The organism is Tabrizicola sp. (genome assembly GCF_034366665.1).
GTDB lineage: Bacteria > Pseudomonadota > Alphaproteobacteria > Rhodobacterales > Rhodobacteraceae > Tabrizicola.
Genome location: NZ_JAXMMF010000153.1, coordinates 36705 through 63424, shown reverse-complemented (window position 1 = coordinate 63424; position 26720 = coordinate 36705). Strand labels below are relative to the sequence as shown.

The 26720-nt window shown below is 65.4% G+C and carries 31 protein-coding genes; 21 read left to right on the top strand and 10 right to left on the bottom strand.

Annotation, left to right across the window (positions count from 1 at the left end):
- Positions 1-14: 14 nt before the first annotated feature.
- From U1E69_RS21640 to U1E69_RS21625, 4 genes are read right to left on the bottom strand one after another with little or no spacing between them, the layout of a single operon-like run.
- On the bottom strand, positions 15-1394 hold the full coding sequence (locus U1E69_RS21640; protein WP_322246553.1) for an L-serine ammonia-lyase: 1380 nt from the start codon (positions 1392-1394) through the stop codon (positions 15-17).
- Positions 1394-2059: a glutathione S-transferase family protein gene (locus tag U1E69_RS21635; RefSeq protein WP_322246552.1), complete on the bottom strand. Its 666-nt coding sequence runs from the start codon at positions 2057-2059 to the stop codon at positions 1394-1396. The genes U1E69_RS21640 and U1E69_RS21635 overlap by 1 nt, the downstream gene beginning before the upstream one ends.
- Positions 2056-2724, bottom strand: coding sequence for a glutathione S-transferase family protein (locus tag U1E69_RS21630; RefSeq protein WP_322246550.1), 669 nt, complete (start codon positions 2722-2724; stop codon positions 2056-2058). Before U1E69_RS21630 ends, U1E69_RS21635 begins: the two co-directional genes overlap by 4 nt.
- Entirely contained in the window at positions 2721-3401 is a 681-nt protein-coding gene (locus U1E69_RS21625; protein WP_322246549.1) for a glutathione S-transferase, read from the bottom strand. Before U1E69_RS21625 ends, U1E69_RS21630 begins: the two co-directional genes overlap by 4 nt.
- 181 nt (positions 3402-3582) lie before the next feature.
- On the opposite strand from U1E69_RS21625, the gene U1E69_RS21620 reads away from it, so the two are divergent.
- From U1E69_RS21620 to U1E69_RS21590, 7 genes are all read left to right on the top strand, one after another.
- Positions 3583-4131 (top strand): hypothetical protein, encoded by a 549-nt coding sequence (locus tag U1E69_RS21620; RefSeq protein ID WP_322246548.1) that lies wholly within the window; start codon positions 3583-3585, stop codon positions 4129-4131.
- An 82-nt stretch (positions 4132-4213) separates the two neighbouring features.
- Positions 4214-4999, top strand: coding sequence for a ribose-5-phosphate isomerase RpiA (gene rpiA / locus U1E69_RS21615; RefSeq protein WP_322246546.1), 786 nt, complete (start codon positions 4214-4216; stop codon positions 4997-4999).
- Between the two features lie 98 nt (positions 5000-5097).
- On the top strand, positions 5098-6456 hold the full coding sequence (gene gor / locus U1E69_RS21610) for a glutathione-disulfide reductase (protein WP_322246545.1): 1359 nt from the start codon (positions 5098-5100) through the stop codon (positions 6454-6456).
- A 77-nt stretch (positions 6457-6533) separates the two neighbouring features.
- The gene (gene hflK / locus U1E69_RS21605) at positions 6534-7718 is read left to right on the top strand and encodes an FtsH protease activity modulator HflK (RefSeq protein WP_322246544.1); all 1185 of its coding nucleotides are present in this window, start codon (positions 6534-6536) and stop codon (positions 7716-7718) included.
- Complete coding sequence (gene hflC / locus U1E69_RS21600; RefSeq protein ID WP_416200314.1) at positions 7718-8692, top strand: protease modulator HflC; 975 nt, start codon at positions 7718-7720, stop codon at positions 8690-8692. The genes hflK and hflC overlap by 1 nt, the downstream gene beginning before the upstream one ends.
- Positions 8689-8874 carry a DUF2065 domain-containing protein gene (locus tag U1E69_RS21595; RefSeq protein ID WP_322246543.1) on the top strand — a complete coding sequence of 62 codons (186 nt, stop codon included), beginning with the start codon at positions 8689-8691 and terminating at the stop codon, positions 8872-8874. The genes hflC and U1E69_RS21595 overlap by 4 nt, the downstream gene beginning before the upstream one ends.
- A gap of 142 nt (positions 8875-9016) precedes the next feature.
- Entirely contained in the window at positions 9017-10474 is a 1458-nt protein-coding gene (locus U1E69_RS21590) for a Do family serine endopeptidase (RefSeq protein WP_416200315.1), read from the top strand.
- Between the two features lie 133 nt (positions 10475-10607).
- Here U1E69_RS21590 and U1E69_RS21585 read toward each other — a convergent pair whose 3' ends face one another.
- A complete protein-coding gene (locus U1E69_RS21585; protein WP_322246542.1) occupies positions 10608-11009 on the bottom strand; it encodes an OB-fold nucleic acid binding domain-containing protein in 402 nt (133 codons plus the stop codon).
- A 108-nt stretch (positions 11010-11117) separates the two neighbouring features.
- On the opposite strand from U1E69_RS21585, the gene U1E69_RS21580 reads away from it, so the two are divergent.
- Both U1E69_RS21580 and U1E69_RS21575 read left to right on the top strand, forming a co-directional pair.
- Positions 11118-11441 (top strand): 2Fe-2S iron-sulfur cluster-binding protein, encoded by a 324-nt coding sequence (locus U1E69_RS21580; protein ID WP_322246540.1) that lies wholly within the window; start codon positions 11118-11120, stop codon positions 11439-11441.
- Positions 11441-12121, top strand: a complete 681-nt coding sequence (locus U1E69_RS21575; RefSeq protein ID WP_322246539.1) for a VCBS repeat-containing protein — start codon at positions 11441-11443, stop codon at positions 12119-12121. Before U1E69_RS21580 ends, U1E69_RS21575 begins: the two co-directional genes overlap by 1 nt.
- On the opposite strand, the gene U1E69_RS21570 is transcribed toward U1E69_RS21575, so the two are convergent.
- Both U1E69_RS21570 and U1E69_RS21565 read right to left on the bottom strand, forming a co-directional pair.
- The gene (locus U1E69_RS21570) at positions 12118-12525 is read right to left on the bottom strand and encodes a hypothetical protein (protein WP_322246537.1); all 408 of its coding nucleotides are present in this window, start codon (positions 12523-12525) and stop codon (positions 12118-12120) included. The genes U1E69_RS21575 and U1E69_RS21570 overlap by 4 nt on opposite strands.
- 95 nt (positions 12526-12620) lie before the next feature.
- Positions 12621-13823: a pyridoxal phosphate-dependent aminotransferase gene (locus U1E69_RS21565; protein WP_322246536.1), complete on the bottom strand. Its 1203-nt coding sequence runs from the start codon at positions 13821-13823 to the stop codon at positions 12621-12623.
- Positions 13824-13938: 115 nt separating this feature from the next.
- Here U1E69_RS21565 and U1E69_RS21560 point away from each other — a divergent pair, with 115 nt between their 5' ends.
- A complete protein-coding gene (locus U1E69_RS21560) occupies positions 13939-14214 on the top strand; it encodes a succinate dehydrogenase assembly factor 2 (protein WP_322246534.1) in 276 nt (91 codons plus the stop codon).
- A gap of 77 nt (positions 14215-14291) precedes the next feature.
- Complete coding sequence (locus U1E69_RS21555; RefSeq protein ID WP_322246532.1) at positions 14292-14789, top strand: MarR family transcriptional regulator; 498 nt, start codon at positions 14292-14294, stop codon at positions 14787-14789.
- A gap of 114 nt (positions 14790-14903) precedes the next feature.
- On the opposite strand, the gene U1E69_RS21550 is transcribed toward U1E69_RS21555, so the two are convergent.
- On the bottom strand, positions 14904-15332 hold the full coding sequence (locus tag U1E69_RS21550; RefSeq protein WP_322246531.1) for a DUF1178 family protein: 429 nt from the start codon (positions 15330-15332) through the stop codon (positions 14904-14906).
- A gap of 52 nt (positions 15333-15384) precedes the next feature.
- Complete coding sequence (locus tag U1E69_RS21545; protein ID WP_322246530.1) at positions 15385-15930, bottom strand: NUDIX hydrolase; 546 nt, start codon at positions 15928-15930, stop codon at positions 15385-15387.
- Positions 15931-16098: 168 nt separating this feature from the next.
- On the opposite strand from U1E69_RS21545, the gene U1E69_RS21540 reads away from it, so the two are divergent.
- The 10 genes from U1E69_RS21540 to U1E69_RS21495 all read left to right on the top strand — a co-directional run bounded on the left by U1E69_RS21540 (position 16099) and on the right by U1E69_RS21495 (position 26004).
- Complete coding sequence (locus tag U1E69_RS21540) at positions 16099-16611, top strand: glutathione peroxidase (RefSeq protein WP_322246528.1); 513 nt, start codon at positions 16099-16101, stop codon at positions 16609-16611.
- On the top strand, positions 16608-17750 hold the full coding sequence (locus U1E69_RS21535) for an acetoin utilization protein AcuC (protein ID WP_322246526.1): 1143 nt from the start codon (positions 16608-16610) through the stop codon (positions 17748-17750). The genes U1E69_RS21540 and U1E69_RS21535 overlap by 4 nt, the downstream gene beginning before the upstream one ends.
- Positions 17747-18289 (top strand): RNA 2',3'-cyclic phosphodiesterase, encoded by a 543-nt coding sequence (gene thpR, locus U1E69_RS21530; protein ID WP_322246524.1) that lies wholly within the window; start codon positions 17747-17749, stop codon positions 18287-18289. Before U1E69_RS21535 ends, thpR begins: the two co-directional genes overlap by 4 nt.
- A 48-nt stretch (positions 18290-18337) precedes the next feature.
- Positions 18338-19366: an N-acetylneuraminate synthase family protein gene (locus tag U1E69_RS21525; RefSeq protein WP_322246522.1), complete on the top strand. Its 1029-nt coding sequence runs from the start codon at positions 18338-18340 to the stop codon at positions 19364-19366.
- Entirely contained in the window at positions 19363-20487 is a 1125-nt protein-coding gene (locus U1E69_RS21520) for a rhamnan synthesis F family protein (protein WP_322246521.1), read from the top strand. Before U1E69_RS21525 ends, U1E69_RS21520 begins: the two co-directional genes overlap by 4 nt.
- A gap of 3 nt (positions 20488-20490) precedes the next feature.
- Positions 20491-21654, top strand: coding sequence for a rhamnan synthesis F family protein (locus U1E69_RS21515; RefSeq protein ID WP_322246519.1), 1164 nt, complete (start codon positions 20491-20493; stop codon positions 21652-21654).
- Between the two features lie 103 nt (positions 21655-21757).
- Positions 21758-22390, top strand: a complete 633-nt coding sequence (locus U1E69_RS21510; RefSeq protein ID WP_322246518.1) for an FkbM family methyltransferase — start codon at positions 21758-21760, stop codon at positions 22388-22390.
- Positions 22387-23502 (top strand): UDP-N-acetylglucosamine 2-epimerase, encoded by a 1116-nt coding sequence (gene neuC, locus U1E69_RS21505; protein ID WP_322246516.1) that lies wholly within the window; start codon positions 22387-22389, stop codon positions 23500-23502. The genes U1E69_RS21510 and neuC overlap by 4 nt, the downstream gene beginning before the upstream one ends.
- Complete coding sequence (locus U1E69_RS21500; RefSeq protein WP_322246515.1) at positions 23495-24736, top strand: 3-deoxy-D-manno-octulosonic acid transferase; 1242 nt, start codon at positions 23495-23497, stop codon at positions 24734-24736. Before neuC ends, U1E69_RS21500 begins: the two co-directional genes overlap by 8 nt.
- Positions 24733-26004, top strand: a complete 1272-nt coding sequence (locus U1E69_RS21495) for a 3-deoxy-D-manno-octulosonic acid transferase (RefSeq protein WP_322246513.1) — start codon at positions 24733-24735, stop codon at positions 26002-26004. The genes U1E69_RS21500 and U1E69_RS21495 overlap by 4 nt, the downstream gene beginning before the upstream one ends.
- Here U1E69_RS21495 and U1E69_RS21490 read toward each other — a convergent pair.
- Positions 25994-26704, bottom strand: coding sequence for an acylneuraminate cytidylyltransferase family protein (locus tag U1E69_RS21490; RefSeq protein WP_322246511.1), 711 nt, complete (start codon positions 26702-26704; stop codon positions 25994-25996). The genes U1E69_RS21495 and U1E69_RS21490 overlap by 11 nt on opposite strands.
- Positions 26705-26720: the final 16 nt, after the last annotated feature.

Here is a 26720-nt window from a genome sequence, read left to right as displayed (position 1 = left end):
TGAGGCCGCGGCGATCAGCAGTTCGGCACGTTGACGGCAAGGCCGCCCAGTGAGGTTTCCTTGTATTTTTCATGCATGTCATGGCCGGTCTGGCGCATGGTTTCGATACAGGCATCAAGGCTGACCAGATGCACCCCGTCGCCGCGCAGGGCAAGGCTGGCGGCAGACACCGCCTTGATCGCCCCAAGGCCGTTCCTTTCGATGCAAGGCACCTGCACCAGCCCCTTCACCGGATCGCAGGTCATGCCAAGGTGGTGTTCCAGCGCGATTTCGGCGGCATTTTCCACCTGTTCCGGCGTGCCGCCAAGGACGGCGGCAAGGCCTGAGGCGGCCATTGCGGCGGCAGAGCCGACCTCGGCCTGGCAGCCGCACTCGGCCCCCGAGATCGAGGCGTTGTGCTTGCACAGCCCGCCGATGGCCGAAGCCGTGAGGAGGAAGTCGGCGACCTTGGCCTGGGACGCGCCTGGCACGTGGTCTAGGTAGTAGCGGATGACGGCGGGGACGACGCCTGCGGCACCGTTGGTGGGGGCGGTCACGACCTGGCCACCGGCGGCATTTTCCTCGTTCACGGCCATTGCGTAAAGCGACATCCAGTCGTTGATCGTGTGCGGCGGCGTCAGGTTCAGGCCCCGCTCGGCCAGCAGGGCGTCGTGGATGCCTTTGGCACGACGACGGACTTTAAGGCCTCCGGGCAGGATGCCCTCGCCCAGCATCCCGCGCGAGATGCAGTCGTTCATCACCTGCCAGAGGCGGGAGATGCCCTGCTCCAGTTCGGAGGCGGAGCGGAACTTCAGCTCGTTGGCGCGTTTCATCTGGGCGATGGTCAGGCCGGATTTCTGTGCCATTTCCATCATTTCCGCCGCCGTCTCGAACGGGTAGGGCACGTCGGCGCGGGCTCTGGACTTCGCGCCCCCGGCGTCGGCCAGTTCCGCCTCGGTCAGGACGAAGCCGCCGCCGATAGAATAGTAGGTCTCGGTCAGGATCACGTCGCCCTGGGCGTCGGTGGCCTTCAGCACCATCCCGTTGGCGTGGCCGGGCAGGGCGGGGCCGTAGTCGAAGAGAAGGTCCTTGCCCGGATCGAAGGTCAGGGGGCCAAGGCCGTGGGCCTCGATCACATGGGTTTCCTTGATCTTCGCCAGCGCCGCATCGGCCTTTTCGGCGTCGTAGGTCGCGGGTTCGAACCCGGCGAGGCCAAGGATCGTCGCCCGGTCGGTGGCATGGCCGACGCCGGTGAAGGCCAGCGAGCCGTGCAGGGAGGCCCTGAGGCCGTGGAACCGGAAGGGCGAGGCCCGCATGGTGTCAAGAAAGCGGGCGGCGGCGACCATCGGGCCCATCGTGTGGGACGACGAGGGGCCGATGCCGACTTTGAACATGTCGAAGACAGAGAGGAACATCAGATACCTGGATGAGTGAAGGGGGTGGGGCCGAGGCCGTCCGAGGCCGCGACACGCAGGGCGGCGGGCCGCGCCTCGTGTGCGGCAAGGACGGCTTTCAGATGTGGAAAGTTGGCGAGGTCGACACCGTAGGGTGCCGGCGGCAAGAGGGTCAGCCAGCGGACAAGGACGCCGATGTAATAGCCCAGGACTCCGGGATGGTCGGGCGACAGCCAGCGGGGCGACTGGGTGGCGATCAGTTCTTCGATCAGCCCCAGTCGCGCGACGATCTGGTCATGGGCGGCTTCCTGGGCGGCGGCCGAGTTCGCCTCACCCGCCGGGCGGTGGGGGTAGAACATCGCCAGCGCGGCCTGATGCAGCGCGTTCGAGGTGAAGAAAAGCCAGGACAGGAACGGCCCACGATCGGGGTCGGTCGGTCCGGGGCCAAGCCGCCCGGTCCGGTCCACCAGCCACAGAAGGATCGCCGCCGTCTCGAACATCGGGCCGTCGTCGGTTTCCAGCGCGGGGATCAGGCCCACGGGGTTCACCCGGCGGTAGTCAGGACTGGCCAAGGCCCCGCCGTCGATGTCGACGATGGCAAGCGTGTGGGGCAGCTCCAGCTCTTCCAGCGCGAAGCGGACGATGGTCGAGGCGAAGTCGGGGGCGTGGTGCAGGGTCAGGGTCATGCGGCCTCGGGTGCGGTGTAGGGGGTGGGGCCAAGGCTGTCGATTTTGGCCAGGCGGCGGGCGGCGGTGGTTGCCTCATGCGCGGCGAGGATGGCGGTCAGTGCGGGGAACGGCTTGAGGGTGAAGCGCAGGGCCGGGTCTGCGGGCAGGCAGATCGCCCAGCGGATCAGGATGCCGATGTAGTGCCCCAAAGCCGGCTGCGCGGGCGTGAGCCAGAGGGGGGCATGGGTCGTTATGAGGGTTTCCAGCTGGGCTGCCTGGGTCACCAGCCGCTCCAGCGCCAGACGGCCGGCCTCGCCAGAGGCGTCCGGCCCGGCGGGTCGGTCAGGGTGGATCATTGCCATCACGGTCGGGTGGACGGTGTTCGAGACGAACATCAGCCAGGACAGGAAGGCCGCCTGGGCGGGGTCGGACGGGGCCGGGCCAAGGCCGCCGTGGCGCGCGTTCAGCCACAATAGGATGGCCGCGGTCTCGAAAATCGGGCCGTCGGGGGTTTCCAGCGTCGGGATCAGCCCCAGGGGGTTCAGCGCGCGAAAGCCGGGGGCGTCGAAATCGCCCGCATCCCAGTCCATCGCGCGGACCTGATAGGGCAGCGCCCGTTCCTCCAGCGCCAGCCGGATGATCTGCGAGGCCCAGTCGGGGATGTGCCAAAGGGTCAGGGTCACAGGACTGATCCTTCCGGGGGGTTGGGCTGTTCGGGACGGGTGAAGGGGTGCGGGCCCAAGCCTTCGGCCCGGGCGATGACGCGGGTCTCGACCCGGGCCTCTTGCGCGCGGGCCAGGTCCTGCAAGGTCGGGAAGGCGCCCATGTCCAGCCAGCGCGGGCCGTTCACCGGGTAAAGGGCTGCCCAGCGGGTCAGGACGATGGTGTAGACGCCAAGCGGCTTGCCGGCCGCAAAAAGCTTGGGGTGCTGCAGTGCCGCGGTGTCCAGCAGCCCGAAGTGGCGCTGCATGCGCGTCGACATGATTTCCAGATGCGCACGGTGGGCGTCGGCAGGCGCATATTGGTGCGGGTAGAAGATCTGCCGCAGGTCGGCGTGCGCGGTGTTTGACAGGAAGAACAGCCACTTGAGGAAGACCGGACGATCGGCTTCGGACGGGCCGGGGCCAAGGTGGTGGGTGTCGGCCAGCCAGAGCAGAATTGCCCCGGCTTCCGAGATCGGTCCCTGGGGCGTCTCGAGCGTCGGGATCAGGCCGGTCGGGTTCAACGCCCGGTACGGGGCGCTGTCCTGCTGGCGCTTTGCCCGGTCGACCAGCGCCGTACGATACGGCAGGCCTGCCCCGTCCAGCACCAGGCGGATGATCAGCGAGGCGTTGTCGGGGGCGTAGTGCAGCGTGTACATCGTTGGTCCTCTGCCGGAAGCCTTGCGCAAGTCTAGCGTCGCTGCAGGGCGAAAAGCGACTCCTTCTCGGCCCTTTGTCGTCCTGTTGTCCAGCCGGACCTTGGGAATTCCTGGTTGCGGTTAACCCGCCGTAAACCATTTCCCGGCCAGTCTGTCGCGCGACATCCAACGGAGGGACGTGATGGCACGGGTATTGGTGATCCTGACACTGCTGGTCTGGCCGCTGGCGGTGTCGGCGCAAGAAACGGTGGGCGAGCCGAGCGCGCTGCAGTTGGCGATGCAGAAGGACCCGGAGCGGTTTGCAGGTCGGGTGACCGATCTGATCGCGGGCTTCGGCGGGCCAGAGGGGCTGACGCTTGCGGGGATCGACGACCATATCGCGCTGGAACGCGCCGGGGCCCGCGCCTCGACCCTGCGGCGGTTTCTGGCGATGGACCTTGATGCCGACGGGACCGTGGACCGGACCGAGTTGCAGGTCAGCCAGCGCGCTGGCAACGCCGACGCGCGCGGTCGGATGGAACGCCAGTTCCTGGCGGCGGATGCCGACGGCGACGGCCGTGCCGACGCGGCCGAACTGGCCGACCAGGGCCGCCTTGCGGGCCTGCGCGCCATCAGTGCCGACGAGGCCGGGTTCCTGCGCGGGCTGATGGTGCTGGACGCCGACGGCAACGGTGCGCTGACCGGGGCCGAGGTTGCAAAGGCAGTAAGAGGTCTGGAAAAGGCAGGCTAGCGCAACGGTCTGTCGCCATTCAAGCCTCTCGCCCTTTCCGGCCGATTACGTTATTCGGGGGTGGAAAAACAGGGGGACTGTCATGGCAGCAGAGCTTTCGCCGATCGATCAGGCCAAGTTCGTCGCCGCGCGCCGGTCGGTGGATTTCGTCGAGGACGGGATGAAGCTGGGGCTTGGCACGGGGTCGACTGCGGCCTGGATGGTGCGTTGCCTGGCCGAACGGGTGCGCGACGAAGGGCTGCACGTGACCTGCGTGGCGACCTCGGCGCGGACGGCGGACCTGGCGCGCTCGGTCGGTCTGAAGGTGGTGGGCCTGGATGAGACCCGGTGGCTGGACCTGACCATCGACGGCGCGGACGAGTTCGACCAGAACCTGAACCTGATCAAGGGCGGCGGTGCGGCGCTTCTGCAGGAAAAGATCGTGGCCACCGCCAGCGACCGGATGATCGTGATCGCCGATGCCGCGAAGGAAGTGGCGCAGCTTGGGGCCTTCCCGCTGCCGGTCGAGGTGATCCCCTTCGGCTGGCAGACGACCAAGGCCCTGATCGAGGAAACGCTTTACAGCCTGGACGTGATGGCCCGCGATGTGGCGCTGCGGATGGCCAAGGACGTGCCGCTGATCACGGATGAGGGGCATTACATCCTGGACCTCAACCTCAAGCGGATCGGCAACCCGCGGCAGCTGGCGCTGGTGCTGAACCAGATCCCCGGCGTGGTCGAGAACGGGCTGTTCATCGACATCTGCGACGTGGTGGTGATCGGCCACGGTGACGGTCGGGTGACGGTGCGCGACATCAACTCGGGCAAGGTGGAAACCGGGTCGGTCGACATCACCGAAAGCCGGAACATCTTTGCCGATCTTGACTAATCGCTGACGGCCGGCCCCGCAAAAGCGCGGGCGGGGGGCTTTCGCCCGGGCGCGGGACGGAATAGCTCTGTCGCACGGCAACGGCGGAGGGGCTTCGCATGGCTTTCGACTACGATCTCTTCGTGATTGGTGGCGGCTCGGGCGGGGTGCGCGCGGCGCGGATCGCTTCGGGCGAGTATGGGGCCAAGGTCGGTCTGGCCGAGGAAAGCCGGATGGGCGGCACTTGCGTCATCCGGGGCTGCGTGCCGAAAAAGCTGATGGTCTTCGCCTCGGCCTATCCCGAAGCCATTGCCGAGGCGCGGGAATATGGCTGGGATGTCACGGCGGGCGGCTTTGACTGGACCCACTTTCGGACCCGGCTTGAGACCGAGCTGGACCGCTTGGAAAGTGCTTACCGCAACACACTTAAAACCGCCGGGGTGACGATCCACGACGACCGCGCGGTGATCGTCGATGCGCATCGCGTCCGGTTGGCCTCGGGGGCCGAATTCACCACAAAGCACATCCTGGTCGCGACGGGCGGCTGGCCCTTCGTGCCGGACATTCCGGGGCGCGAGCTTGCCATCACCTCGAACGAGATGTTCCATCTTCCGGCCCTGCCGAAGCGGGCGCTGGTGGTGGGCGGCGGCTATATCGCGTCCGAATTCGCCTGTATCCTGAAGGGCCTGGGCGTCGAGGTCAGCCAGTACTACCGCGGAGCGCAGATCCTGCGGGGCTTTGATGACGAGGCGCGGGGCCACGTGGCCAACGCCATGCGGGCGCAGGGTATCGACATCCACTGCGGCACCGACGTGATGCGGCTGGAGAAGACCGCGACGGGCATCCGCGCTATCGCCACCGACGGGACCGAACGCGAGTTCGATCTGGTCCTTTACGCCACCGGACGCCGCCCCAACACCGCCGGCCTGGGGCTGGAGACGCTGGGCCTCACGCTTGGCCGGGGCGGCGAAATCCCGGTGGACGCCTACAGCCAGACGGCGGTGCCTTCGGTCTTTGCCGTCGGCGACGTCACCGGCCGGATCAACCTGACCCCCGTCGCGATCCGCGAGGGCCATGCCTTCGCCGACACCGTTTTTGGCGCCAAGCCCACCGCCTTCGACCACACGCTTGTCGCTTCGGCCATCTTCACCCAGCCCGAGATGGGCAGCGTGGGCCTGTCCGAGGAAGCCGCGAAAGAGCAGGAACCGATCGAGGTCTACTCCACCGCCTTCCGCCCGATGCGCACGATCTTTGCGGGCAAGCAGGACCGGGTGCTGATGAAACTGATCGTCGCCCAGGCCTCGCGGAAGGTCCTGGGCTGCCACATCGTCGCACCCGAGGCGGGCGAAATGATCCAGCTGGCCGCCATCGCCATTGGCATGGGGGCCACGAAAGAGGATTTCGACCGCACCTGTGCTGTCCATCCGACGATGGCCGAAGAGTTGGTCACGATGCGAAAACCGGTCAGAACGGCCTGACTTCTGGCGCGGACGGGTTGATTTCCGGCTGGATATGACCAGCTTAGGGCAAAGGTAAGAACAAGGGGTTTTCTTAAATGGCAGGAAGTGGCGGTCCCTGGGGCGGCGGTGGCGGCTCGGGAGGAGACGGCAACAGGGGCGACAAAGACGACGAGGACCGCCGCGGCGGTCGGCGTGGCGAACCTGGACCCCAGATCCCCGAGATCGACCAGCTGATGAAACGCGGTCAGGAACAGCTGCGCGTCCTGATGGGCGGGCGTGGCAATCGTGGCACCGGCGGACCCGGCGGCGATCCCGGCGGGCCGGTCTTCACCAAGCAGAGCCTTGCGCTTGGCGCCCTGGCGCTGGTCGCGGTCTGGGCCTTCATGTCCTTTTACACCGTGCGGCCGGAAGAACGCTCGGTCGAGCTGTTCCTGGGCGAAAGCTCGGGCATCGGCGATCCCGGCCTGAACTTCGCACCCTGGCCCGTCGTGAGTTACGAAAAGGTCCAGGTGACCGGCGAACGCACAACCGATATCGGCACCGTGGCGGGCAGCACCGACAGCGGGCTGATGCTGACGCGCGACCAGAACATCGTCGACATCGGCTTCCAGGTGGTCTGGAACATCTCGGACCCGGAAAAGTACCTGTTCAACCTGGTCGACCCCGAAGACACGATCCGCGCGGTCAGCTCCAGCGCGATGCGCGACATCATCGCTCGGTCGGAACTGTCGCCGATCCTGAACCGCGACCGGGGTGTCATCGCCAGTGACCTGCGGACAGCGGTGCAGGCCACGCTGGACAGCTACAACGCCGGGATCACCGTGATCCGGGTCAACCTGCAGACCGCCCAGCCCCCGCGTGAGGTGATCGACGCCTTCCGTGCCGTGCAGGCCGCCCAGCAGGAACGCGACCGGCTTGAGAAAGAGGCCGACGCCTATGCCAACCAGGTCACCGCCGGTGCCCGAGGCGAGGCGGCGCGGCTTCTGGAAGCCGCCGAGGGCTACCGCGCCCAGGCGGTGAACAGCGCCCAGGGTGAGGCGGCGCGCTTCATCTCGGTCTACACCGAATACGTGAAGGCGCCCGAGGTGACCCGGCGTCGGCTTTACATCGAAACGATGGAACGGGTGATGGGGGGCATGAACAAGGTGATCCTTGACGGCGTCTCGGGCGGCGAAGCGGGGCAGGGCGTCGTGCCCTTCCTGCCGTTGAACGAGCTTGGGCGGATGACGCCCAGCCAGGGGGCCGGTACGGGCTCGGGTACGGCTGGGGGGACCAACTGATGCGTGCGATGTACATCATTCCGGCCTTCGTGGTCTTGCTGGTGCTGGTCCTGTCCTCGGTCTTCATCGTGGATGAACGCAAGCGGGCGCTGGTCCTGCAGTTCGGCCAGGTCGTTCAGGTCAAGGAAGACCCGGGTCTGGGCTTCAAGATCCCGCTGGTGCAGGACGTCGTGCTGTACGAGGACCGCATCCTCGGGCTGCAGACCCAGCCGATCGAAGTCACGCTTCTGTCCGACCGCCGCCTGGTGGTGGACGCCTTCGCCCGCTGGCGGATCGTCAACCTGGTCGAGTTCCGGCAGTCCGTCGGCACGGCCGGCGAGGAACGTGCCCAGCAGCTTCTGGGCAACATCCTCAGCCAGGCGATCCCGGAAGTCCTTGGTAACGCTACGCAAGAGCAGGTCCTCAGCCAGGACCGCGCCGGGCTGATGAACCAGATCCTGACCATCGCCAAGCGCGAGGGTGCGGCCCTGGGGATCGACGTGATCGACGTCCGTCTGACCCGGACCGATCTGCCCGAGCAGAACCTGGAAGCGACCTTCGCCCGGATGCGCGCCGAACGCGAACGCGAAGCGGCGGACGAACGCGCCCGGGGTGGCGAAGCCGCGCAGCGCGTGCGGGCGTCTGCCGACCGGACCGTGGTGGAACTGACATCGGACGCCCGGCGTCAGGCGGACGTGGTCCGCGGCGAGGCCGATGCCGAACGGAACCGCATCCTGGCCGAAGCCTATGGCCAGGACCCGGAGTTCTTCGCCTTCACCCGGTCGCTGACCGCGTATGAGGTCAGCCTTCAGGGTGCCAACTCGTCCATCGTGATGCAGCCGGACAGCGAGTTCTTCGACTATCTGCGGTCCGATGCCGGGCGCGCCAGCGGGGCTTCGGTCGGACCGACCACGCCAGCGCCCGTGATCGAACCGGCTCCGGCGGACGCAGCTCCGGCTGAACCGGCAGCGCAAGAGGCTCCGGCCAATCCGTGAGCCATCTCGTCCTGGCACTGGGACTGGTTCTGGCAATCGAGGGGCTGGTGCTTGCACTGGCCCCTCGTCGCATCGAGGATGCGCTGCGGCTTCTGGCCAGCCTTGGGCTGGACCAGCGCCGGTTGATCGGGCTTGGCGCCCTTGCCTTTGGGGTCATGCTTGTGTGGCTGGCCCGGGTTTGATGACATATTCCTTCACATCACCTTGATGCGCCGCGACTGGGTTTGCATTGTCATCGGCGTCCTCTAACTGTTTGTTCAATCCCGACGCGGCAGGGTCGACCCGGAAGCCGTCGCCCCAAGATCTGATTGAACAGGAGTTCGCATCGTGCCCGACCTCACCCCAACCATCCGCAATGCCCTGCGGTCCAGCACGCTTCTGGCCCTGGTCCTCGGCTTTGGCCTCAGCGTCGCGCCGGTCCACGAGGCCCAGGCCTTCGGTGCGCCGGAAAGCTTTGCCGAACTGGCGGAAAAGATCAGCCCGGCCGTGGTGAACATCACCACGTCCGCAATGGTCGCCGCCCCTGCCGATGGCGCGCCGATGGTGCCCGAGGGCAGCCCGTTCGAGGATTTCTTCGATGACTTCGGTGGCCCCGGACCCGGCGGCCCGCAGCGGTCCGAGGCGCTGGGCTCGGGCTTCGTCATCTCCGAGGACGGCTTTATCGTCACCAACAACCACGTGATCGAGGGTGCCGACGAGATCGAGATCGAGTTCTTCTCGGGCGAGCGGCTGAAGGCCAAGCTGGTCGGGACCGACCCCAAGACCGACATCGCGCTCTTGAAGGTTGAAAGTGACAAGCCGCTGCCTTTCGTCAGCTTCGGCAATTCCGACCTGATGCGGGTGGGCGACTGGGTCATGGCGATGGGCAACCCCCTGGGCCAGGGCTTTTCGGTCAGCGCGGGCATCGTCTCGGCCCGTGGGCGTGAGCTTTCGGGGACCTATGACGACTTCATCCAGACCGACGCTGCCATCAACCGCGGCAACTCGGGCGGGCCGTTGTTCAACATGGACGGCCAGGTGATCGGGGTGAACACCGCGATCCTGTCGCCCAATGGCGGGTCGATCGGCATCGGCTTCTCGATGTCGGCCAACGTGGTGACCAAGGTCGTGGACCAGCTGAAGGAGTTCGGCGAGACCCGCCGCGGCTGGCTTGGCGTCCGCATTCAGGACATGACCCCCGAAATCGCGGAATCGATGGGTGTGACCGAGGCCAAGGGTGCCCTGGTGACCGACGTTCCTGATGGACCTGCGAAAGACGCCGGCATCGTGGCGGGCGACGTGATCACCCGCTTTGCCGGCGAAGAGGTAGGCGACGCCGGTGACCTGACCCGCCGCGTGGCCGATGCCCCCATCGGCGAGGCGGTTCCGGTCATCGTGCTGCGCGAGGGCAAGACCGAGACGCTGGCCGTCACGCTGGGCCGGCGGGAAGAGGCCGAGGCGGCGACGATGCCCGCCTCGGCCCCTGCGCCGGAAGCCCCGAAAGAGCTTGAGACGCTGGGTCTGACGCTGGCCCCCCTGGACGACGAGATGCGCGGCCGCCTGGGTCTTGAGGCCACGGCCGAGGGGCTTTTGATCACCGCAGTCGACCAGGCCTCGGAAGCCTTCACCAAGGGTCTGGCCGAGGGTGATCTGATCACCGAGGCCGGTCAGCAGAAGGTGGTGCGCCTGCAGGACCTGGAAGACCGGATCAAGGAGGCGAAGGACGCCGGACGCAAGTCGATCCTCCTTCTCGTCCGCCGCGGCGGCGACCCGCGCTTTGTGGCGCTGTCGATCGAGGACTGATCGGTCGGGTTGAACGTGTAGACCGGCGGCGGGACCTTCTCGCCGCCGTTTCCATTCCGGGAGGCCGGACTTTTCGAAAACTCCGTCATGGAGATTTCAAAGGCTCCGGTTCGATTTCCTAGAAGAAATCGGCCTAGGGCTGGTCCCCCGCCCGCACCCCGTCGAAGCGGAACCCCGGGTCCAGCAGGCGGTCCAGCATCGGTGACAGATCCTCGATCAGTTCGGCCACCACATGCACAACACCCGCCTCGCGCTGCAGCTTGCCCGTGACGCGCAACAGACGCCCCGCGATCACTGCGCGGCGGAAGCGTTCGTAGACATTCGCCCAGACCACCACATTCGCGGTCCCCGTCTCATCCTCCAGCGTGACGAAGATCACCCCCTTCGCCGTGCCGGGCCTTTGCCGCACCAGCACCAGCCCCGCCACCGTCACCCGCGCACCTGGCGGAGGCTCACCCAGACGGGCGGCCTGCAGAGCCCGCGGCGGGCGCGGCCAGGCGCCAGAGCGCGGGGCAGGGGAAAGCACCAGGGTCATGAGAACAATAATAGAACATCTGCGCTGCAGGGCAAGCCCGCACCCCCCTCTGGCAAATCGCGCCGGACTGGCCTATGTCACGTCTGTCGATCCCGGGAGAGCTTGAGAATGGCGAAGATCACTTACGTCGAACATAACGGCAAAGAGCATGTGGTTGAGGTCGCCAACGGCCTGACCGTCATGGAAGGCGCGCGCGACAACGGCATTCCGGGGATCGAGGCCGATTGCGGCGGCGCCTGCGCCTGTTCGACCTGCCACGTCTACGTGGACCCGGCCTGGGTCGACAAGCTGCCGAAGAAGGACAGCATGGAAGCCGACATGCTGGACTTCGCCTGGCATCCCGATCCGGCGCGGTCGCGTCTGACCTGCCAGCTGAAGGTCTCGGACGCGTTGGACGGGCTTCGCGTGCAGATGCCCGAAAAGCAGATCTGATGCGGCTGGCGCTGGCCTTGGTCATGATGGCCGGGGCCGTAGCAGCCGAAAGCGCGCTTGATCCCCCCATCCTGCAGGCCGACCTTGTCGATCCGACCGGGCGCTATGACCACGCCGTTCTGGGCGACGCGCTGGAATGGGGCGGGCTTCGCCTGGTCGTGGGTGACCGGACTGTCACCCTGACCCTGCCGGAGAACCGCGTTTTCGAGGACGTCGAAGCCCGGCTTGCCGATGTGACCGGCGACGGGGCACCAGAGGTCGTCGTCGTGGAAACCGACCTTGCCCAGGGGGCCTCGCTTGCCCTTTACGGGCCCCAAGGCAAGATCGCCGCAACCCCGTTCATCGGCCAGCGCCATCGCTGGCTGGCCCCCGCCGGGATTGCCGATTTCGACGGCGACGGGCGGATCGAGATCGCCTATGTCGACCGCCCGCACCTGCGCAAGGAGCTGGTCTTTGTCCGCCTTGACGGTGACCGGCTGGTGGAGACCCTGCGACTGCCGGGCCTGACCAACCACCGGATTGGCGAGGATGTGATTTCGGGCGGCTTGCGCGACTGTGGGCAGGGGCCGGAACTTGTGCTCGCCTCGTCCGACTGGACGCGTCTGATGCGGGTCCGGGCAGGCGTGGTGCAGGACATCGGCCCGCTGCCGCCCGGGGGTCTGACGATCCCGCCCTGCTAGGCTTCGGCCTTGCCCAGCCGGTCGGCCTTGCGCTTGACCAGCATGGTCCGCAGATCGTGCATCGCCAGCAACAGCGTATCGGTAACCGCCTCCAGCTGCGCATCCGTCGCGCGGGACTGCGCCCATTGCGTCGTCAGGTTCAGGTGATCCACCGTGCGCAGGATATCGTCCACCTCCCGCGCGGCCATCTGGGCCTGACGCGCCGCCAGCCAGTCCTCGATCGCGGTCCGGTCAGCCTTGGTCAGCTCCACATCGCCATGCGGCTTGATGTTGCCGTTCTTGACGTTGACTGCGGCGATTTCGACCATCTCGATCCGGCGCTGACGGTTCTCGGTTCCGATGCGGAACACGGCCGCACCGTTTTCGCGCACCCGGAAATAGTAGTCGGGAAGGTCTGCGCCCATCGCCCTGCCTGATCCAATCCTGCCGGACCAGAGCGGCCCGTCCAGCCATTCCTTCCCGAGTGCCGCGGCTTCGTCAACCCGGAAGCCGCCTTCGGTCAGACAAGCGATGCGCAGAAGCGCTGGATGCGCGTGCAGGCTTCGCGCAGGACCTCGTCCGAGGTGGCATAGCTGACCCGGAAGTTCGGCGACACCCCGAAGGCCGCCCCGAAAACCACCGCCACGCCGGTCTCTTCCAGGAGAGCGGTCGCAAAGACCTCGTCATTGGAAATCACCGTGCCTGCGGGCGTGGCCTTGCCGATGCAGCCCGAGATGTCGGGATAGACGTAGAACGCGCCTTCGGGCTTGGGGCAGCGGATGCCCCTGGCCTGGTTCAGCATCGACACGACCAGATCGCGGCGGCCCTGGAAGACGCGGCGCCAGTCAGCCAGAAACTCTTGCGGGCCGGACAAGGCCTCAAGTGCGGCATACTGGCTGACCGAACAGGGGTTCGAGGTGCTCTGGCTCTGGATCGTCCCCATCGCCTTGATCAGCGCCACTGGACCGCCCGCATAGCCAATCCGCCAGCCGGTCATCGCATAGGCCTTGCTGACGCCGTTGCAGGTCAGCGTGCGGTCATAAAGCCCCGGCTCGATCTCGGCCGGCGTGCAGAACTCGAAATCATCGAAGACCAGGTGTTCGTACATGTCGTCCGACATCACCCAGACCTGGGGATGCCGCATCAGCACATCGGTCAGCGCCTTCAGTTCTGCCCGCGTATATCCCGCGCCCGTGGGGTTCGACGGCGAGTTGAAGATGAACCACTTGGTCTTCGGCGTGATCGCCGCTTCCAGCTGTTCGGGTGTCAGCTTGAACGCGGTCTCGATGCCCGCCACCACGGGGACCGGCGTGCCCCCGGCCAGAAGCACCATGTCGGGGTAGCTGACCCAGTAGGGGGCCGGGATGATGACCTCGTCTCCCGGGTTCAGCGTCGCCATCAGCGCGTTGTAGAGGATCTGCTTGCCGCCGGTGCCGACGCTGATCTGCTGCGGAGTGTAGGTAAGCCCGTTTTCACGCAGGAACTTGGAACAGATTGCCGCCTTCAGTTCCGGGATGCCATCAACCGCCGTGTAGCGCGTCTTGCCGTTGTCGATGGCGCGCTTTGCTGCGTCGCGGATGTTTTCGGGCGTGTCGAAATCCGGCTCGCCCGCGCCTAGGCCGATGACATCCTTGCCCTCGGACTTCAGCGCTTGTGCCTTCGTGGTCACCGCAATGGTGGGCGACGGCTTCACCCGTGCCAGCGTGTCGGAAAGGAAGGCCATCTTGTCACCTTTCGGGAGGGTGGAGTTTCGGCGTATGAAGGTTCGGCATATGGAATTTCGGGCCTGCCTGTCTTAGGGTCCGCTCCGATGCGGTTCAAGCGGGAACGGTGGGGAAATGGGCGAGACGGCTGAAGCACGCCTGAAGCGGATGGCGATGCGGTCCTGGCGGCGCGGCACCAAGGAGATGGACCTGGTCCTCGGTCCCTTTGCCGATGCGCATCTGGCCGGGCTGTCCGAGGCGGACTTGCAGACCTATGACGTGCTTCTGGAAGAGAACGACCAGGACCTGATGGCCTGGATTCTTGGCCAGTCCCCCGCCCCGCCGGCGCTTGTGCCCTTGCTGGCGCGGATCACTGCCTTCGCCGAAACCCGCCTCACGCCGAGAAAATAGTCGAAGTTCTCGGCAAGTTTACGGAATGTTTGCGGTTTGTGCCGATTCTACCCCCGTCCGAACGGTGGAGAAACGGTATGACAATGTATGCCCCGCTGCTGGATGGGTCGCAAAAAGCGTTCCTGTCCTGCTACCTTGACAACCTTGCTCTGGTCGAGCGGCTTCATCGCCTGCTTCTGGATGTGATCAAGGATGAATTCGAACGGCTGAACATTCTGGAAATCAACTCGGTCCAGGCGCTTTTGCTGTTCAATATCGGCGAGAACGAGGTGACGGCGGGTGAACTGAAGTCGCGCGGCTACTACCAGGGCTCGAACGTCAGCTACAATCTGAAGAAGCTGGTCGAACTTGGCTACATGCACCACCAGCGGTCCGAGATTGACCGCCGGTCCGTGCGGGTCCGCCTGACCGAGAAGGGCCGCCATGTCCGCGGTCTGATTGCGGACCTTTTCGCTCGCCATTCCGACGGCATCGAAAAGCGCGGTCTGATCGACGCCTCGGGGATGGACGAGATCAACATGTCGCTGAAACGGATGGAGCGGTTCTGGACCGAACAGATCCGGTATATCTACTAGGCCGCGCCTTCCGGCCTTGTGACCGCCACGGGCGGCAAAGGGACGGGAAGGCGCAGGCGTCCGCAACCGCACCGTGAAACGGGACAGCGTGCGGCTGTCCGCCGCGATGCGACCTCAGTTCATCTTCCGGGATGGCAGGAAGGGCAGGGGGGCGACCGGCAAACCCTCTTCGATCATCGCGCGGGCCTCGTCCGGCTTCGCCTCGCCGTGGATCGCCCGCTCCGGCGCGTCACCGGCATGGATTTTCCGCGCCTCGGCCGCGAAGTTCATGCCGACGTATTCCGAGTTCTCTTCGATCTGCTTTTTCAGCGCGGCCAGCTTTTCTTCCAGGTCCGTGCCGGGTGCCGACAGGTCGGGCTTCACCGCCGCAGCCGTGCGGGCCGGACGGACGGCGGGGGCCATCAGGTCTTTCTCGACCTTGGTCACGCCACAGACCGGACAGGCCACCTGCCCAGCCGCCTGCAGCGCCTGAAACCCCTCGGCGTTCTTGAACCAGCTGTCGAAGCCATGCCCGGCTTCGCATTTCAGGCTGTAGCGGATCATCTTGTGCAGTCCCGTCCCGGACCAAGGATAGCTAACCACTCGTGCCGAAAGATCAATGGCCCTTGCGCTTGCCGTCCTTCGGGCTTTCCACCGACCCTGCGATGTCGTCGTCGTCATCGGCCGCGATCGGCCCTGGACGACCCTGAAGCGGTGGCAGGAACTGGGCGATGATCGTCGCAAGCTCGGGCTCGGCCACCAGGGTCGCCGCTTCGGCCCGAGAGAACCACTTGCGGCGGCGTTCCTTCACCTCGGGGAAGGTCTTGGCCATGTCTTCGACCCGCAGCCCGTAGACCGCCACGGCACAAGGCACACTGGCCCCGGCGGGCAGACATTTCTGATAGCCATAGCGTCCGACGCACAGCGGGTTCATCGTGCCCTGCACCCCCGCTTCCTCCCATGCCTCTTGCGCGGCTGCAGCCTCGGGGGACAGGCCGGGCATCGGCCAACCCTTCGGGATCACCCAGCGCCCGGTGTCGCGGCTGGTGATCAGCAGCACCTCGACGCCGTCAGCACCAGACCGCCAGCAAAGCGCCCCGTATTGCATCCGTGAACCGCCTGTATTCGCGCCTTGCGCCGCAATCTTGTCTTGCCAACCCATGCCAGTCATCCTGGCCGCCCGGTTCCCGGGTCTGGCCGCTGCCCTAATCCTCAAGATGTAGTATCGCATATATATGGCGCGAATTGGAAAAAAGTTCCCGAAAATTGACGAAAACCGCAGGCGGCTTATCTGACACTGCATCAATTTGTTGCAAGCGGGGGTGCGGTGATGCGGTATCTGATGGCGGGTGTGCTTGCGGTGGTGGCCAATCAGGCCCTGGCGGCCGAGGGTTTCCGCTTCACCTCGATCGACGGGGGCGAGATTGCCCTGGACGACTGGCGCGGCAAGCCGGTCCTGGTGGTCAACACCGCGTCGCTGTGCGGCTTCGCAGGCCAGTTCGACGCGCTGCAGGACCTGCATGACCGGCTTGAGGGCAAGGTGCTGATCCTTGCCGTCCCCTCGAACGACTTCGACCAGGAACTTGCCGACGAGGCGGCGGTCAAGGAATACTGCGCCATGACCTTCGACCTGACGCTGCCGATGACCGAGATCACCGCCGTGACGGGGGGCGAGGCGCACCCGTTCTACGCCTGGGTGCGGGACCAGACGGGCTTTGTTCCCGGCTGGAATTTCAACAAGGTGCTGATCGCGCCGGATGGCAGCATCGCAGGCACCTTCGGCGCGCCGGTCAAGCCCGAGGGGCCGCAGATCCTTGGGCGGATCGAGGCGATGCTGGAATGATCGCAGGGCCACCGCCCGTCTCTGCCGGGTCCGTGGCGCCGCCCCTTTTCATCGGGTCGGACATCTATCGTGGCTCGTCCTATGGCGCGCGCCATCCCTTGCGGGTGCCAAGGGTGTCAACCGTGATGGACCTGGCCCGCGCCTTGGGATGGCTGCCGCAGGACCGTTTCCGCACCAGCCCCCGCGCCAAGCCCGCAGCGCTAAGCCTATGGCACGAGCCCGCTTATATTGCTGCGTTGCAGGCCGCCGAGGCGATGGGCGAAGCGACCGAGGACATGCGCACGCGCTTCCACCTTGGCACGCTGTCGAACCCGATCTTCCCCGAGGTCTATCGCCGCCCCGCCACCGGGGCCGGAGGCGTGATGCTGGCGGCCGAGCTGGTGGCCGCGACGCCGGGGGTGATTCACGTCCCCGGGGGCGGCACGCATCATGGACTGCCGGGGCGGGCGAACGGGTTTTGCTATCTCAACGACGTGGTCCTGGGGATCAAGGTCATGCAGCGGGCCGGGCTGACGCGGATCGGCTATGTCGACCTTGATGCGCATCACTCGGACGGGGTGGAACTGGCCTTTGCGGGGGATCCAGGGGTACGGATGATCTCGGTTCATGAGGAAGGCCGCTGGCCCTTTACCGGGCTTCTGACCGATACCGCCGGGGCAAGCGCGTTCAACCTGCCGGTCCCCAGAGGATACAATGACAGCGAGGCGCGGGCTGTGCTGCATGACCTGATCCTGCCGCGCATCGCGGAATTCCGTCCGCAGGCGCTTGTCGTGCAATGCGGCGCGGACAGCCTGCTGGAGGACCCGTTGTCGCGCCTGGCCCTGTCGAACCGCGCCTATCTGGAGGCGCTCCGCGCGCTTCTGCCGCTGGCCCCCCGCGTGCTGGTTCTGGGCGGGGGCGGCTACAACCCCTGGTCGGTCGGGAGGCTTTGGACGGCGATCTGGGGGCTGGTTTCGGGGCGCGACCTTCCGGAGAGCTTGCCGGATCACGCCCAGACGGTGCTTGCAGTCCTTGGCTGGGGTGGGGGCGGGCGTCCCGACCCGGCGCCCCAGATGCTGACCACGCTCTTGGACGCCCCCCGCGAAGGCCTGGTGCGAGAGGAAATCCGCGACCGGCTGGCCGTGCTGGCGCACAGATGATCCGGGCCTTTCTGGGCATCGACCTGCCGCCTGCAGTCCGGGGCGCGCTTCAGGTCCAGCAGTTCCTCCTGCCGATGCCGCGCAAGGTCGAGCCAGAGAACCTGCACCTGACGCTGGTCTTCCTCGGCGACTGTTCCGAACTGGTGCTCGACGCCGCGCATGAGGGGTTCGGGGCCCTGCGCGAACCTCGCTTTTCCCTGGCGCTGCAGGGCCTGGGCCTGTTTGGCAAGGACAAACCCCGCGTGGCCTGGGCCGGTGTGGTGCCGTCACCCGAACTGATGCATCTGCAGGCCAAGGTCGAGACCATCGCCCGCCGCGCCGGTTGCCCCCTCGACGCGCGGAAGTTCGTCCCCCACGTCACGCTTGGCCGCTTCCAGCCCCCGCCCCCGCCCGACGCGATGCGGCTGGAGCGGGCGATAGCGATGGGGCAGGGGTTTCGCACCGACCCGTGGGAGATCACTGAACTGACGCTCTGGCGCAGTCACCTGACCGGCAAGGGATCGCACTACGAGGTGCTGACGCGCTACCCCCTGGCTTGACAGGCGATGCGACCTGACGCACCACGGGCCGCAACCAGGGAGACACCCATGAAGATCGCCCACCGCGAGATCGGCCCGAACCACCCGCCCCTCGTGATCGCCGAGATCGGCATCAATCACGGCGGCGACCTGTCCGTGGCCAAAGAGATGGTGCGCCTTGCCGCCGGGGCGGGTTGCGAGATGATCAAGCACCAGACCCACATCATCGAAGACGAAATGACCGAAGAGGCGAAGTCGATCTTCCCGCCGAATGCCGATGTGTCGATCTGGCACGTGATGGAACGCTGCGCCCTCAGCCTTGACGAAGAGGCCGAGCTGAAACGCTACACCGAAAGCCTGGGGCTGATCTGGATCTCGACGCCCTTCAGCCGCGCGGCCGCCGACTGGCTGGAAACGCAGGACGTGCCCGCCTACAAGATCGGCTCCGGCGAGGCCGACAACCTGCCGCTGATCCGCCACATCGCGCGGAAGGGCAAGCCGGTGATCCTGTCGACGGGGATGCAGACCATCGAAACCATCCGGGCCTCGGTCGACATTCTGGACAAGGCGGGCGTGGACTATGCGCTTCTGGAATGCACCAACCTTTACCCCAGCCCGGCCGAGATCGTCAGCCTTCGCGGTGTGACCGAGCTGAAGACCGCGTTCCCGAAAGCGGTCGTCGGCTTTTCCGACCACTCCATCGGCCCCGAGATGGCCCTGGCCAGCGTCGCCTTGGGGGCCTGCATCCTGGAGCGGCACTATACCGACACCCGCTACCGCAAGGGGCCGGACATCATCAACTCGATGGACCCGGCCGAGCTGCGCTTCCTGATCGACCGGTCGAAGGAAATCTGGGTCGCCGCCAACAACCCCAAACAGCGGTCAGCGCCCGAGGAAGACGTCTACCGCTTCGCCCGCGGTTCCGTGGTGGCCGACAAGGACCTGCCCGCCGGTCACCTGATCACCGAACCCGACATCTGGGCCCGCCGCCCCGGCAGTGGAGAGATCGCGGCCTATGATTTCGACAAGGTGGTGGGCAAACGCCTGACCCGCGCGGTCACCCGCAACACCCAGCTGAAGTGGAGCGACCTCGCGTGATCCCCGGCTGGAAGGTCAAGCGGGAGCTTCTGCGTCTCCGGCAGCAATTAAGCTGGTATGCAGAGCTGCTCCATGCCCGCAGCCGTACCCGCAATTACGACCGCGACCGACCGAAGCTGGTGCAGCGACATGATGGTCCCCGCTCTCTTGGTCCGCGCGTCGCAGCCCTGCTGATCTTTCAGCCCGTTGATATTCCCGGTTCCATCCTTGAAACCTGCGATCTGCTGACCGAGCTTGGATATTCGGTCCTCGTCGTGTCGAATGGCACTCTCATGGCCCCGGCACGGGCAAAGTTGGTACCGCATGTCTGGCGGCTGTTGGAGCGACCCAACCTGGGCTATGACTTCGGAGGCTACCGCGAGGCGGTGATGCACCTTTGGGATGAGGGGGTGGAGCCGGAGGAACTTCTCATCCTGAACGACAGCGCCTGGGTCATCGCAGAGGCCTTCCCAGCCTTCCTGGATAGACTGAGGCAGATGGAAGTCGATGTTGCCGGCACGGTTCTGCGCTCAAAGAAGGCCAAATACTGGCTTGAATCCTACTTCTTCCAGCTGCGGCGTCCGGCGCTTACCTCTTCTGCTTTCCGCGAATTCTGGACGCATTACCTTCTTGTTGACAGCAAGTTTGGAGTCATCCGCCAGGGAGAGCGCGACTTCACCGTCGCGTTAGCTGCCGGAGGCTTGCGTATCGGAGCACTCGGCGACAATCCGGATTTCCTGGCCCGGATGGCTGAGGTTTCGGACGAGGAACTGCGTCTTGCCATCGCCTACGCCGCCCCTGTTCCCGGCGCGCTGGCCGATGAGCGGACGCGTCTGTTGACCGCCAGTCCTGCGGCGGACTGGCGGCTCAGGGTGCTGGCACATATTGACGCTGTGCTGGACGGCAAGCGTAACTGGCACACTCATTTTCCAATCGCGAGCATCCGGACGATGGGCTATCCGTTCTTGAAGAAAAGCCGCGAGCAAATCACCGTAGACTGGCAACAACTTGTTCTGCGCGCAATTCAGGATGGGGTGGTACCCAAGCTTTCAGGTCAGGTGATGGCTGAACTCTTCGAGCGGCAGAAACATGCCATAAAGCAGACACCGCAATGGATTGCGCATCGATCGCCGGGAGTTTGAGAAATGCCATTTCCACCAGCGTGGAAAATCCGACGTGAGATTTTGCGCGTCTGTGTCAAGGTTGGGCTTGCAACTGCGCGCTGGATATATGAGCCGGTCAGGAAAATTGTATATGACCGAACGGCACTTAAGCGCCAGCGACTCACCAAAGGTGCATTTCCGCTGACTGATCGTGTTGCTGTGTTCGTTGTTTTTCAGCCCCGTGGGGTCCCGGCTTCTGTGCACTTTACAGTTGATCATCTGCGGCAGAACGGCTTTTCGGTCTTAGTCGTATCAAACGGACAGCTTAGGCTGGAGGACCGCGCGACTCTTGCTGAAAGGGCGTCTCTGGTTCTGGAACGGCCAAATGTCGGCTATGACTTCGGCGGCTATCGCGATGGCATCCGCTACCTCTGGTCCCTGAATCACAGCCTGTCGCGACTGGTTCTGATGAACGACAGTACCTGGTTCCCGCTGCGCAGCAGCGATGACAGTCTCGCTCGAATGGAAGCACTCGGGGCAGATCTTGCGGGACATATCTATAAGATTGAAGATGAAGCCGACCGATATCAGGATCATGTGGAGTCACATCTCCTAATGATATCTCGCGACTTCTTTAACTCAGAAGAGTTTAGACGATTCTGGACTGATTACCGAATGTCTGACTTTCGATCAACGACAATAGGATATGGCGAAAAGGGCTTTACCCAAATGGCGCTGCGTTCATGTCGAGATGTTGCGACCCTGATGAGCCGAGAGTGGCTCCTGTCCACTTTACGCGGGTTAGACGAAGTGCATGTTCGCACCGTACTGGACCACACCATCGACACCTTCAAGGGCAGCCAAAAGGACGCCTCTGATGTTAGAAGGGCGCTTGCTCAGCGTGAGCGCTGGCGCGAGACCTTTTTGGATTGGGTCGAACGCGCACTTTCGAACTCCCGGTCCTTCCTGATCTCCGCCACTTTCATCATGCCAGCGCTGGTCTACGGCGGGATGGGGTTTGCGAAGAAAGCGAGGGACTTGCGATTTCATCTTGCGCGTAAAAAGCTTCTGGACCTGGAAGAGAGAGGCATGATCTCACCTATCGACAGCGTGGTGCGGCACGAAATCATCGCGGCAGTCAGGTCTTGGCAGCCTCCTTCTGACTGGAAGACAAATCCACACGAAGCATCAAAGGCAGAGCAGTGAAATGGGTATGCGAAGATTCTTCAAGAATTTGATTTGGCGCTACCGAATTAAGGGCAGCTCCATATCTAGTTTTGACCTAATCGTTCCGACGCGCCGAACGGGGATGAATGACGAGATACTGTTCTTGATATCCGAGGGCCTGTATGAGCTTCCAGAGATTACTGGAATATCGCGGACTGTCCGCCCCGGCGACCGAGTGCTGGAACTGGGAGCCGGTCTTGGCATAATCAGCGCGTTTGCGGCTCGTGCGGCCGGGCCTACGGGCAAGGTCCGTTCGTATGAGGCGAACCCGGTGCTCATCCAGGATACTCGGGCATTTCTGGCGTCTAACATGATCGACTCAGTGGATCTGGTGAATGCCATTCTGGTCGCGGAAGAAGATCCCCATCCCCGCCATCTCCATCTTGCCGGCTCGTTTGCCGAAAGCTCGCTGCTCGGCGCAGAAGGCCGCAATCCGCAGGGAACTGTCGAAGTCCCCGCTGCATCTCTCTTTGCCGTTCTTGCCGACTTCCGCCCTGACGTCCTGATCTGCGACATCGAAGGGGCTGAAGTTGAACTGTTGCCAGCCCTTCCCCCTTCGTCTCTGCGCGCGGCGGTGGTGGAACTTCATCCCGACCGTCTGACGCCCACTCAGATCCAGTCCATCCATGACGGCATGTCCGCTCAGGGTCTCCACCGCCAAGAGCCCAGCCCTGGTGGAACAGTCGAGATTTATTCTCGCTCCAGCCGCCCATGACCCGCCACCTCCTCTTTCTTACCGGCACCCGGGCCGATTTCGGCAAGCTGGAACCCCTTGCGGCGGCCGCGCGCGATGCGGGGCATCGGGTGACCTTCTTCGTCACCGGCATGCACATGATGGACCGCTATGGCCTGACCCGGAACGAAGTGCGGCGGATGCCGGGGGTGGGGGTGGAAGAGTTCGTCAATCAGGCCGAGGGCGATCCGCAGGATCTGGTCCTGGCCAGGACGGTCACCGGGTTCTCTGCCTACGTGACTGCGGTGAAGCCCGACCTGATCGTCCTGCACGGCGACCGGATCGAGGCGCTGGCGGGGGCGCTGGTGGCGGCCACGAACTATGTCCGTTCGGCCCATGTCGAGGGCGGCGAGGTCTCGGGGACCATCGACGAGGTCTTCCGCCACTGCAACACCAAGCTGTGCACCCACCACTTCGTGTCGTCCGACGCCGCAGGTCGCCGGGTCCGCGCGCTGGGCGAGCCGGAGGAAACGATCCACCCCATCGGATCGCCCGAGCTGGACTTCCATGCCCGCCCCTCGGGCGTCACCCTGGACGAGGTGCGCACCCGATACGAGATTTCCTTTCCGGACTACGGCATCGTCACCTTCCACCCCGTCACCAGCGAGCAGGACAGCATCGGCCAGCAGGCGGCGGATCTGTTCGGGGCGCTGGACGCCTCGGGCCGCAGCTTCGTCGTGATCGCGCCGAACAATGATCCGGGCTCGAAGGCCATCTTCCAAGTCCTTGATCGGCTGCCGAAATCCCGGTTCCGCGTGCTGCCCTCGATGCGGTTTGCCCACTTCAGCGAGTTGATGAAGAACGCGGCCTGCATGGTCGGCAACTCCAGCGCCGGGGTGCGCGAGGCACCTTTCCTGGGCCTGCCCTCGCTGGACATCGGGACGCGGCAGTCGAACCGGTCCGATGCGCCGTCGGTCACGGCCTGCGAGGCGGCAGACCGGGCGGCGATCCTTGGGTTCCTGGCAACGCAGTGGGGCCGCCAGTCGACCCCGCACGAGGGCTTTGGCCAAGGCGGCGCGGCCGAGCGGTTCGTCGACGTGCTGGCCCGGCCAGAGTTCTGGAGCCTGAGCCTGCAGAAGGTCTTCCGTGACTAGGCCGGGTCCTTCGCTTGCGATCTATCTGGCGCTGTCGCGTCTGATCCCGCTGGCGGCGCCACGGCTTCTGGGCCGCAGGCTGGCGAAGGGCAAGGAGCTTCCCGACCGCTGGCGCGAAAAGCTGGGAGAGCCGTCACTTCCAAGGCCGGACGGTCCGCTGATCTGGCTGCATGCCGTGGGTCTGGGCGAGGTCCTGGCGCTGCGCGGGTTGATCGCGGCGATGGCGGGGCAGTCGGATGCGAGCTTCCTGGTGACCTCGACCACCCGCGGCTCGGCCGAGGTGCTGGGTCGGAACCTGCCGCCCCGCACGCGCCACCAGTTCCTGCCGCTGGACGCGCCCGGCTATGTGGCGCGGTTCCTTGACCACTGGCGGCCGGACCTGTCGGTCTGGGCCGAACAGGACCTTTGGCCCGGAGCCGTCCATGCGGCGGATGCGCGGGGGATTCCCCTGGCCCTGGTGAACGCCCGGATGAACGCCGAGGCCTATGCCCGCCGCCGCCGCTGGGCCGGACTTTATGCCGACCTTTTCGCTCGCTTCCGGCTGATCTCGGCGCAGGACGATGCGACTGTCCGCCACCTGCAAGCCCTTGGTGCGAAAGGTGCATTGGTCCAGGCTTCGCTGAAGGCCGCGGCCCCGCCCCTGACCGCCGACCCGCAAGCACTGGCCCAGGCGCGCGAGGCGCTTGTCGGGCAAAGGCCGGTCCTTCTGGCCTCGTCGCACCATGAGGACGAGTTTGTGACGCTTTCGGCCTTCCGCGCGCTTCGGCATCGGCCGCTTCTGATCATCGCACCCCGTGATCCATCCCGTGGCGCCGAGATCGCAGCGCGTGTGGTCGAACATGGGATGACGGCTACCAGGCGGTCTGCGGGGCAGGGGCCGGTGGCCGATGTCTGGATCACGGACACCCTGGGCGAGATGGGGCTTTGGTACCGGCTTTGTCCGGTCACGATCGTCGGTGGCACCTTCGGTCCGACCGAGGGCCACAACCCGAGGGAGCCCGCCGCCCGGGGTTCGGCCATCCTGCATGGGCCGCGCACCGCCAACTTCGCCGACGACTTCGCCGCCCTGCACCAGCGTGCTGCGGCCCGTCTGGTGATGCCGGACAGCTTGGCCGCCGCGCTGGCCGAGGATCATTCCGGCATGGCCACCCGTGCTGCTGCGCTGTCCGAGGACGCTCGGGGTTCCTTGGCCCCGCTGGCGGCCAAGCTGCTGGCGCTTGGGGGGCTTGCATGAGGCTATGGGTCTTCCTGCGCCTCTGGTCGGCGCTTTGGCACCTGGGTTTGCCCTTGGTGCTGGTCTATCTTTGGCGCCGGGGTCTCAAGGACCCGGACTATACCCGTCACCTGGGCGAACGCTTTGGCCGCTATCCGCAAGGCCTGCCCGGCGCGGTCTGGGTCCATGCCGTGTCGCTGGGCGAGGTGCGTTCGGCCGTGCCGATGATCCGGGCGCTTCTGGACCAGGGCGAAAAGGTCGTTACCACCCATTTCACCCCCGCCGGACGACGCGAGGCGTGCAAGGTCTTTGCTGCCGACATCGCTGCGGGGCGGCTTGCTGCCGTCTGGGTTCCTTTTGAAACTTTATGGGCTTACAGGTCGTTCTTCAAAGCCTTCCGCCCAAAGTTGGGGCTGGTGATGGAGATCGAGATCTGGCCGCGGATGATCTTTGCCTCGCGCGCTGCGGGGGTGCCGCTTTACATGTGCAATGCCCAGTATCCGACGGATTCGATGGCGCGCGACGCCCGCTTCGGCATCCGTCCCGCCCTGATGCGGGGCTTTGCCGGGGCCTTTGTCAAGTCGGACCTCCAGGCGCAGCGTTTTGCCTCGGTCGGGGTGCAGAACATCACGGTGACGGGCGAGCTGCGCTTTGACCAACCGATCCCCGCCGCGCATCTTGCCGCTGCCAAGGCCCTCCGTCCCAGCCTTGGCCCGCGCCAGGTGATTGCCTTCGCCTCGGTCACCGAACCCGAGGAGGCGCTGTTTCTGGCCGCGGCGCAGGAAATCCTGTCCGTCAGGACGCCGCCGATCATCCTTTTCATCCCTCGCGCGCCCGAGCGTTTCGGGGCAGTGGCCAAGGCCATGACCGACAAGGGCATGCTTTTTGCGCGCCGCAGCCAGCGGCTGGACGGGAGTTTCACCGCACTCTCGCAGGCGCCGATGGACGTGCTGCTGGGGGATTCGCTGGGCGAAATGTACTTCTACCTGGGCCTCGCCGACCGCGTCGTGGTGGGCGGAGGGTTCCAGCCCAAGGGGTCGCACAACATCATCGAGCCCTTGGCCCTGAAGCTGCCGGTGCTTGTCGGCCCGTATATCCAGACCATCGAATATCCGGCGGAAGAGGCGATAGCCGCCGGGGTCTGCCAGCAGACGTCCGCAGACCGGCTGGTCAGGGACGTGCTGGGCTGGCCGGGTCCGTCGCCCCAGGCGATCAGCGCCTTCATGGCGGCCCATTCCGGGTCCACGGCGCGGACTTTGGCCGCGATTGCGCCCTTGCTCAGGCCTTGATCAGGCCGTCCTTCAGCTGCTCGGACAGCAGGAACTCGACCAGCCGGAAGTCATAGGGCGTGTCGATGTCATGGCAGCGCTCGGCGGGCAGGACATAAGGGATGACCCGGCCCTCGTAGAGGGTCTTGGCGCGGCGCAGGTAGTCCGGCTGGACGACATAGACCATGCCCACATGCTCATACACCGTGGGCGCATCCTGCCTTACCCAGACCCCGCCGGGCAGGGGTTTCGACACATGAAGCGCGCCTGTGGCATCAGGCTCCACAAGGTTGAAATATGGATTCTTTCGCGCCTCGCAGACGCTCATGACCATGTCTGGATGTTCGATTTCGTAAAGTGTCAGGGCACCGTCGATGTCTTCGGGAAGGCGCAGGGGCGACGTGCAGTCAAGGTCCAGGAAGGCGGCGACCGGCCCGACCAAAGCCTCGCTGGCGGCCAGAGCATGTTGCCAGACCCCCCACTTCGGCGCGGTGTCGGTTGCCAGTTCGGCCGGACGCAGGCCGATGTCCAGTGCGCCACGCATCACCGCGTGGTCGTAGATCGCCGCGTCATCGGTCGAAACGACAACCGCCCCGACGCGCGGATTGGCGAACAGCTGGTCCAGTGACCAGTCGATCAGCGGCTTGCCGCACAGCGGGCGGAAGTTCTTGCCCGGCACGCCCTTCGACCCCTTGCGCGCCCCGATATGCCCCAGGATCATGCCCAGCCTCCCCTTT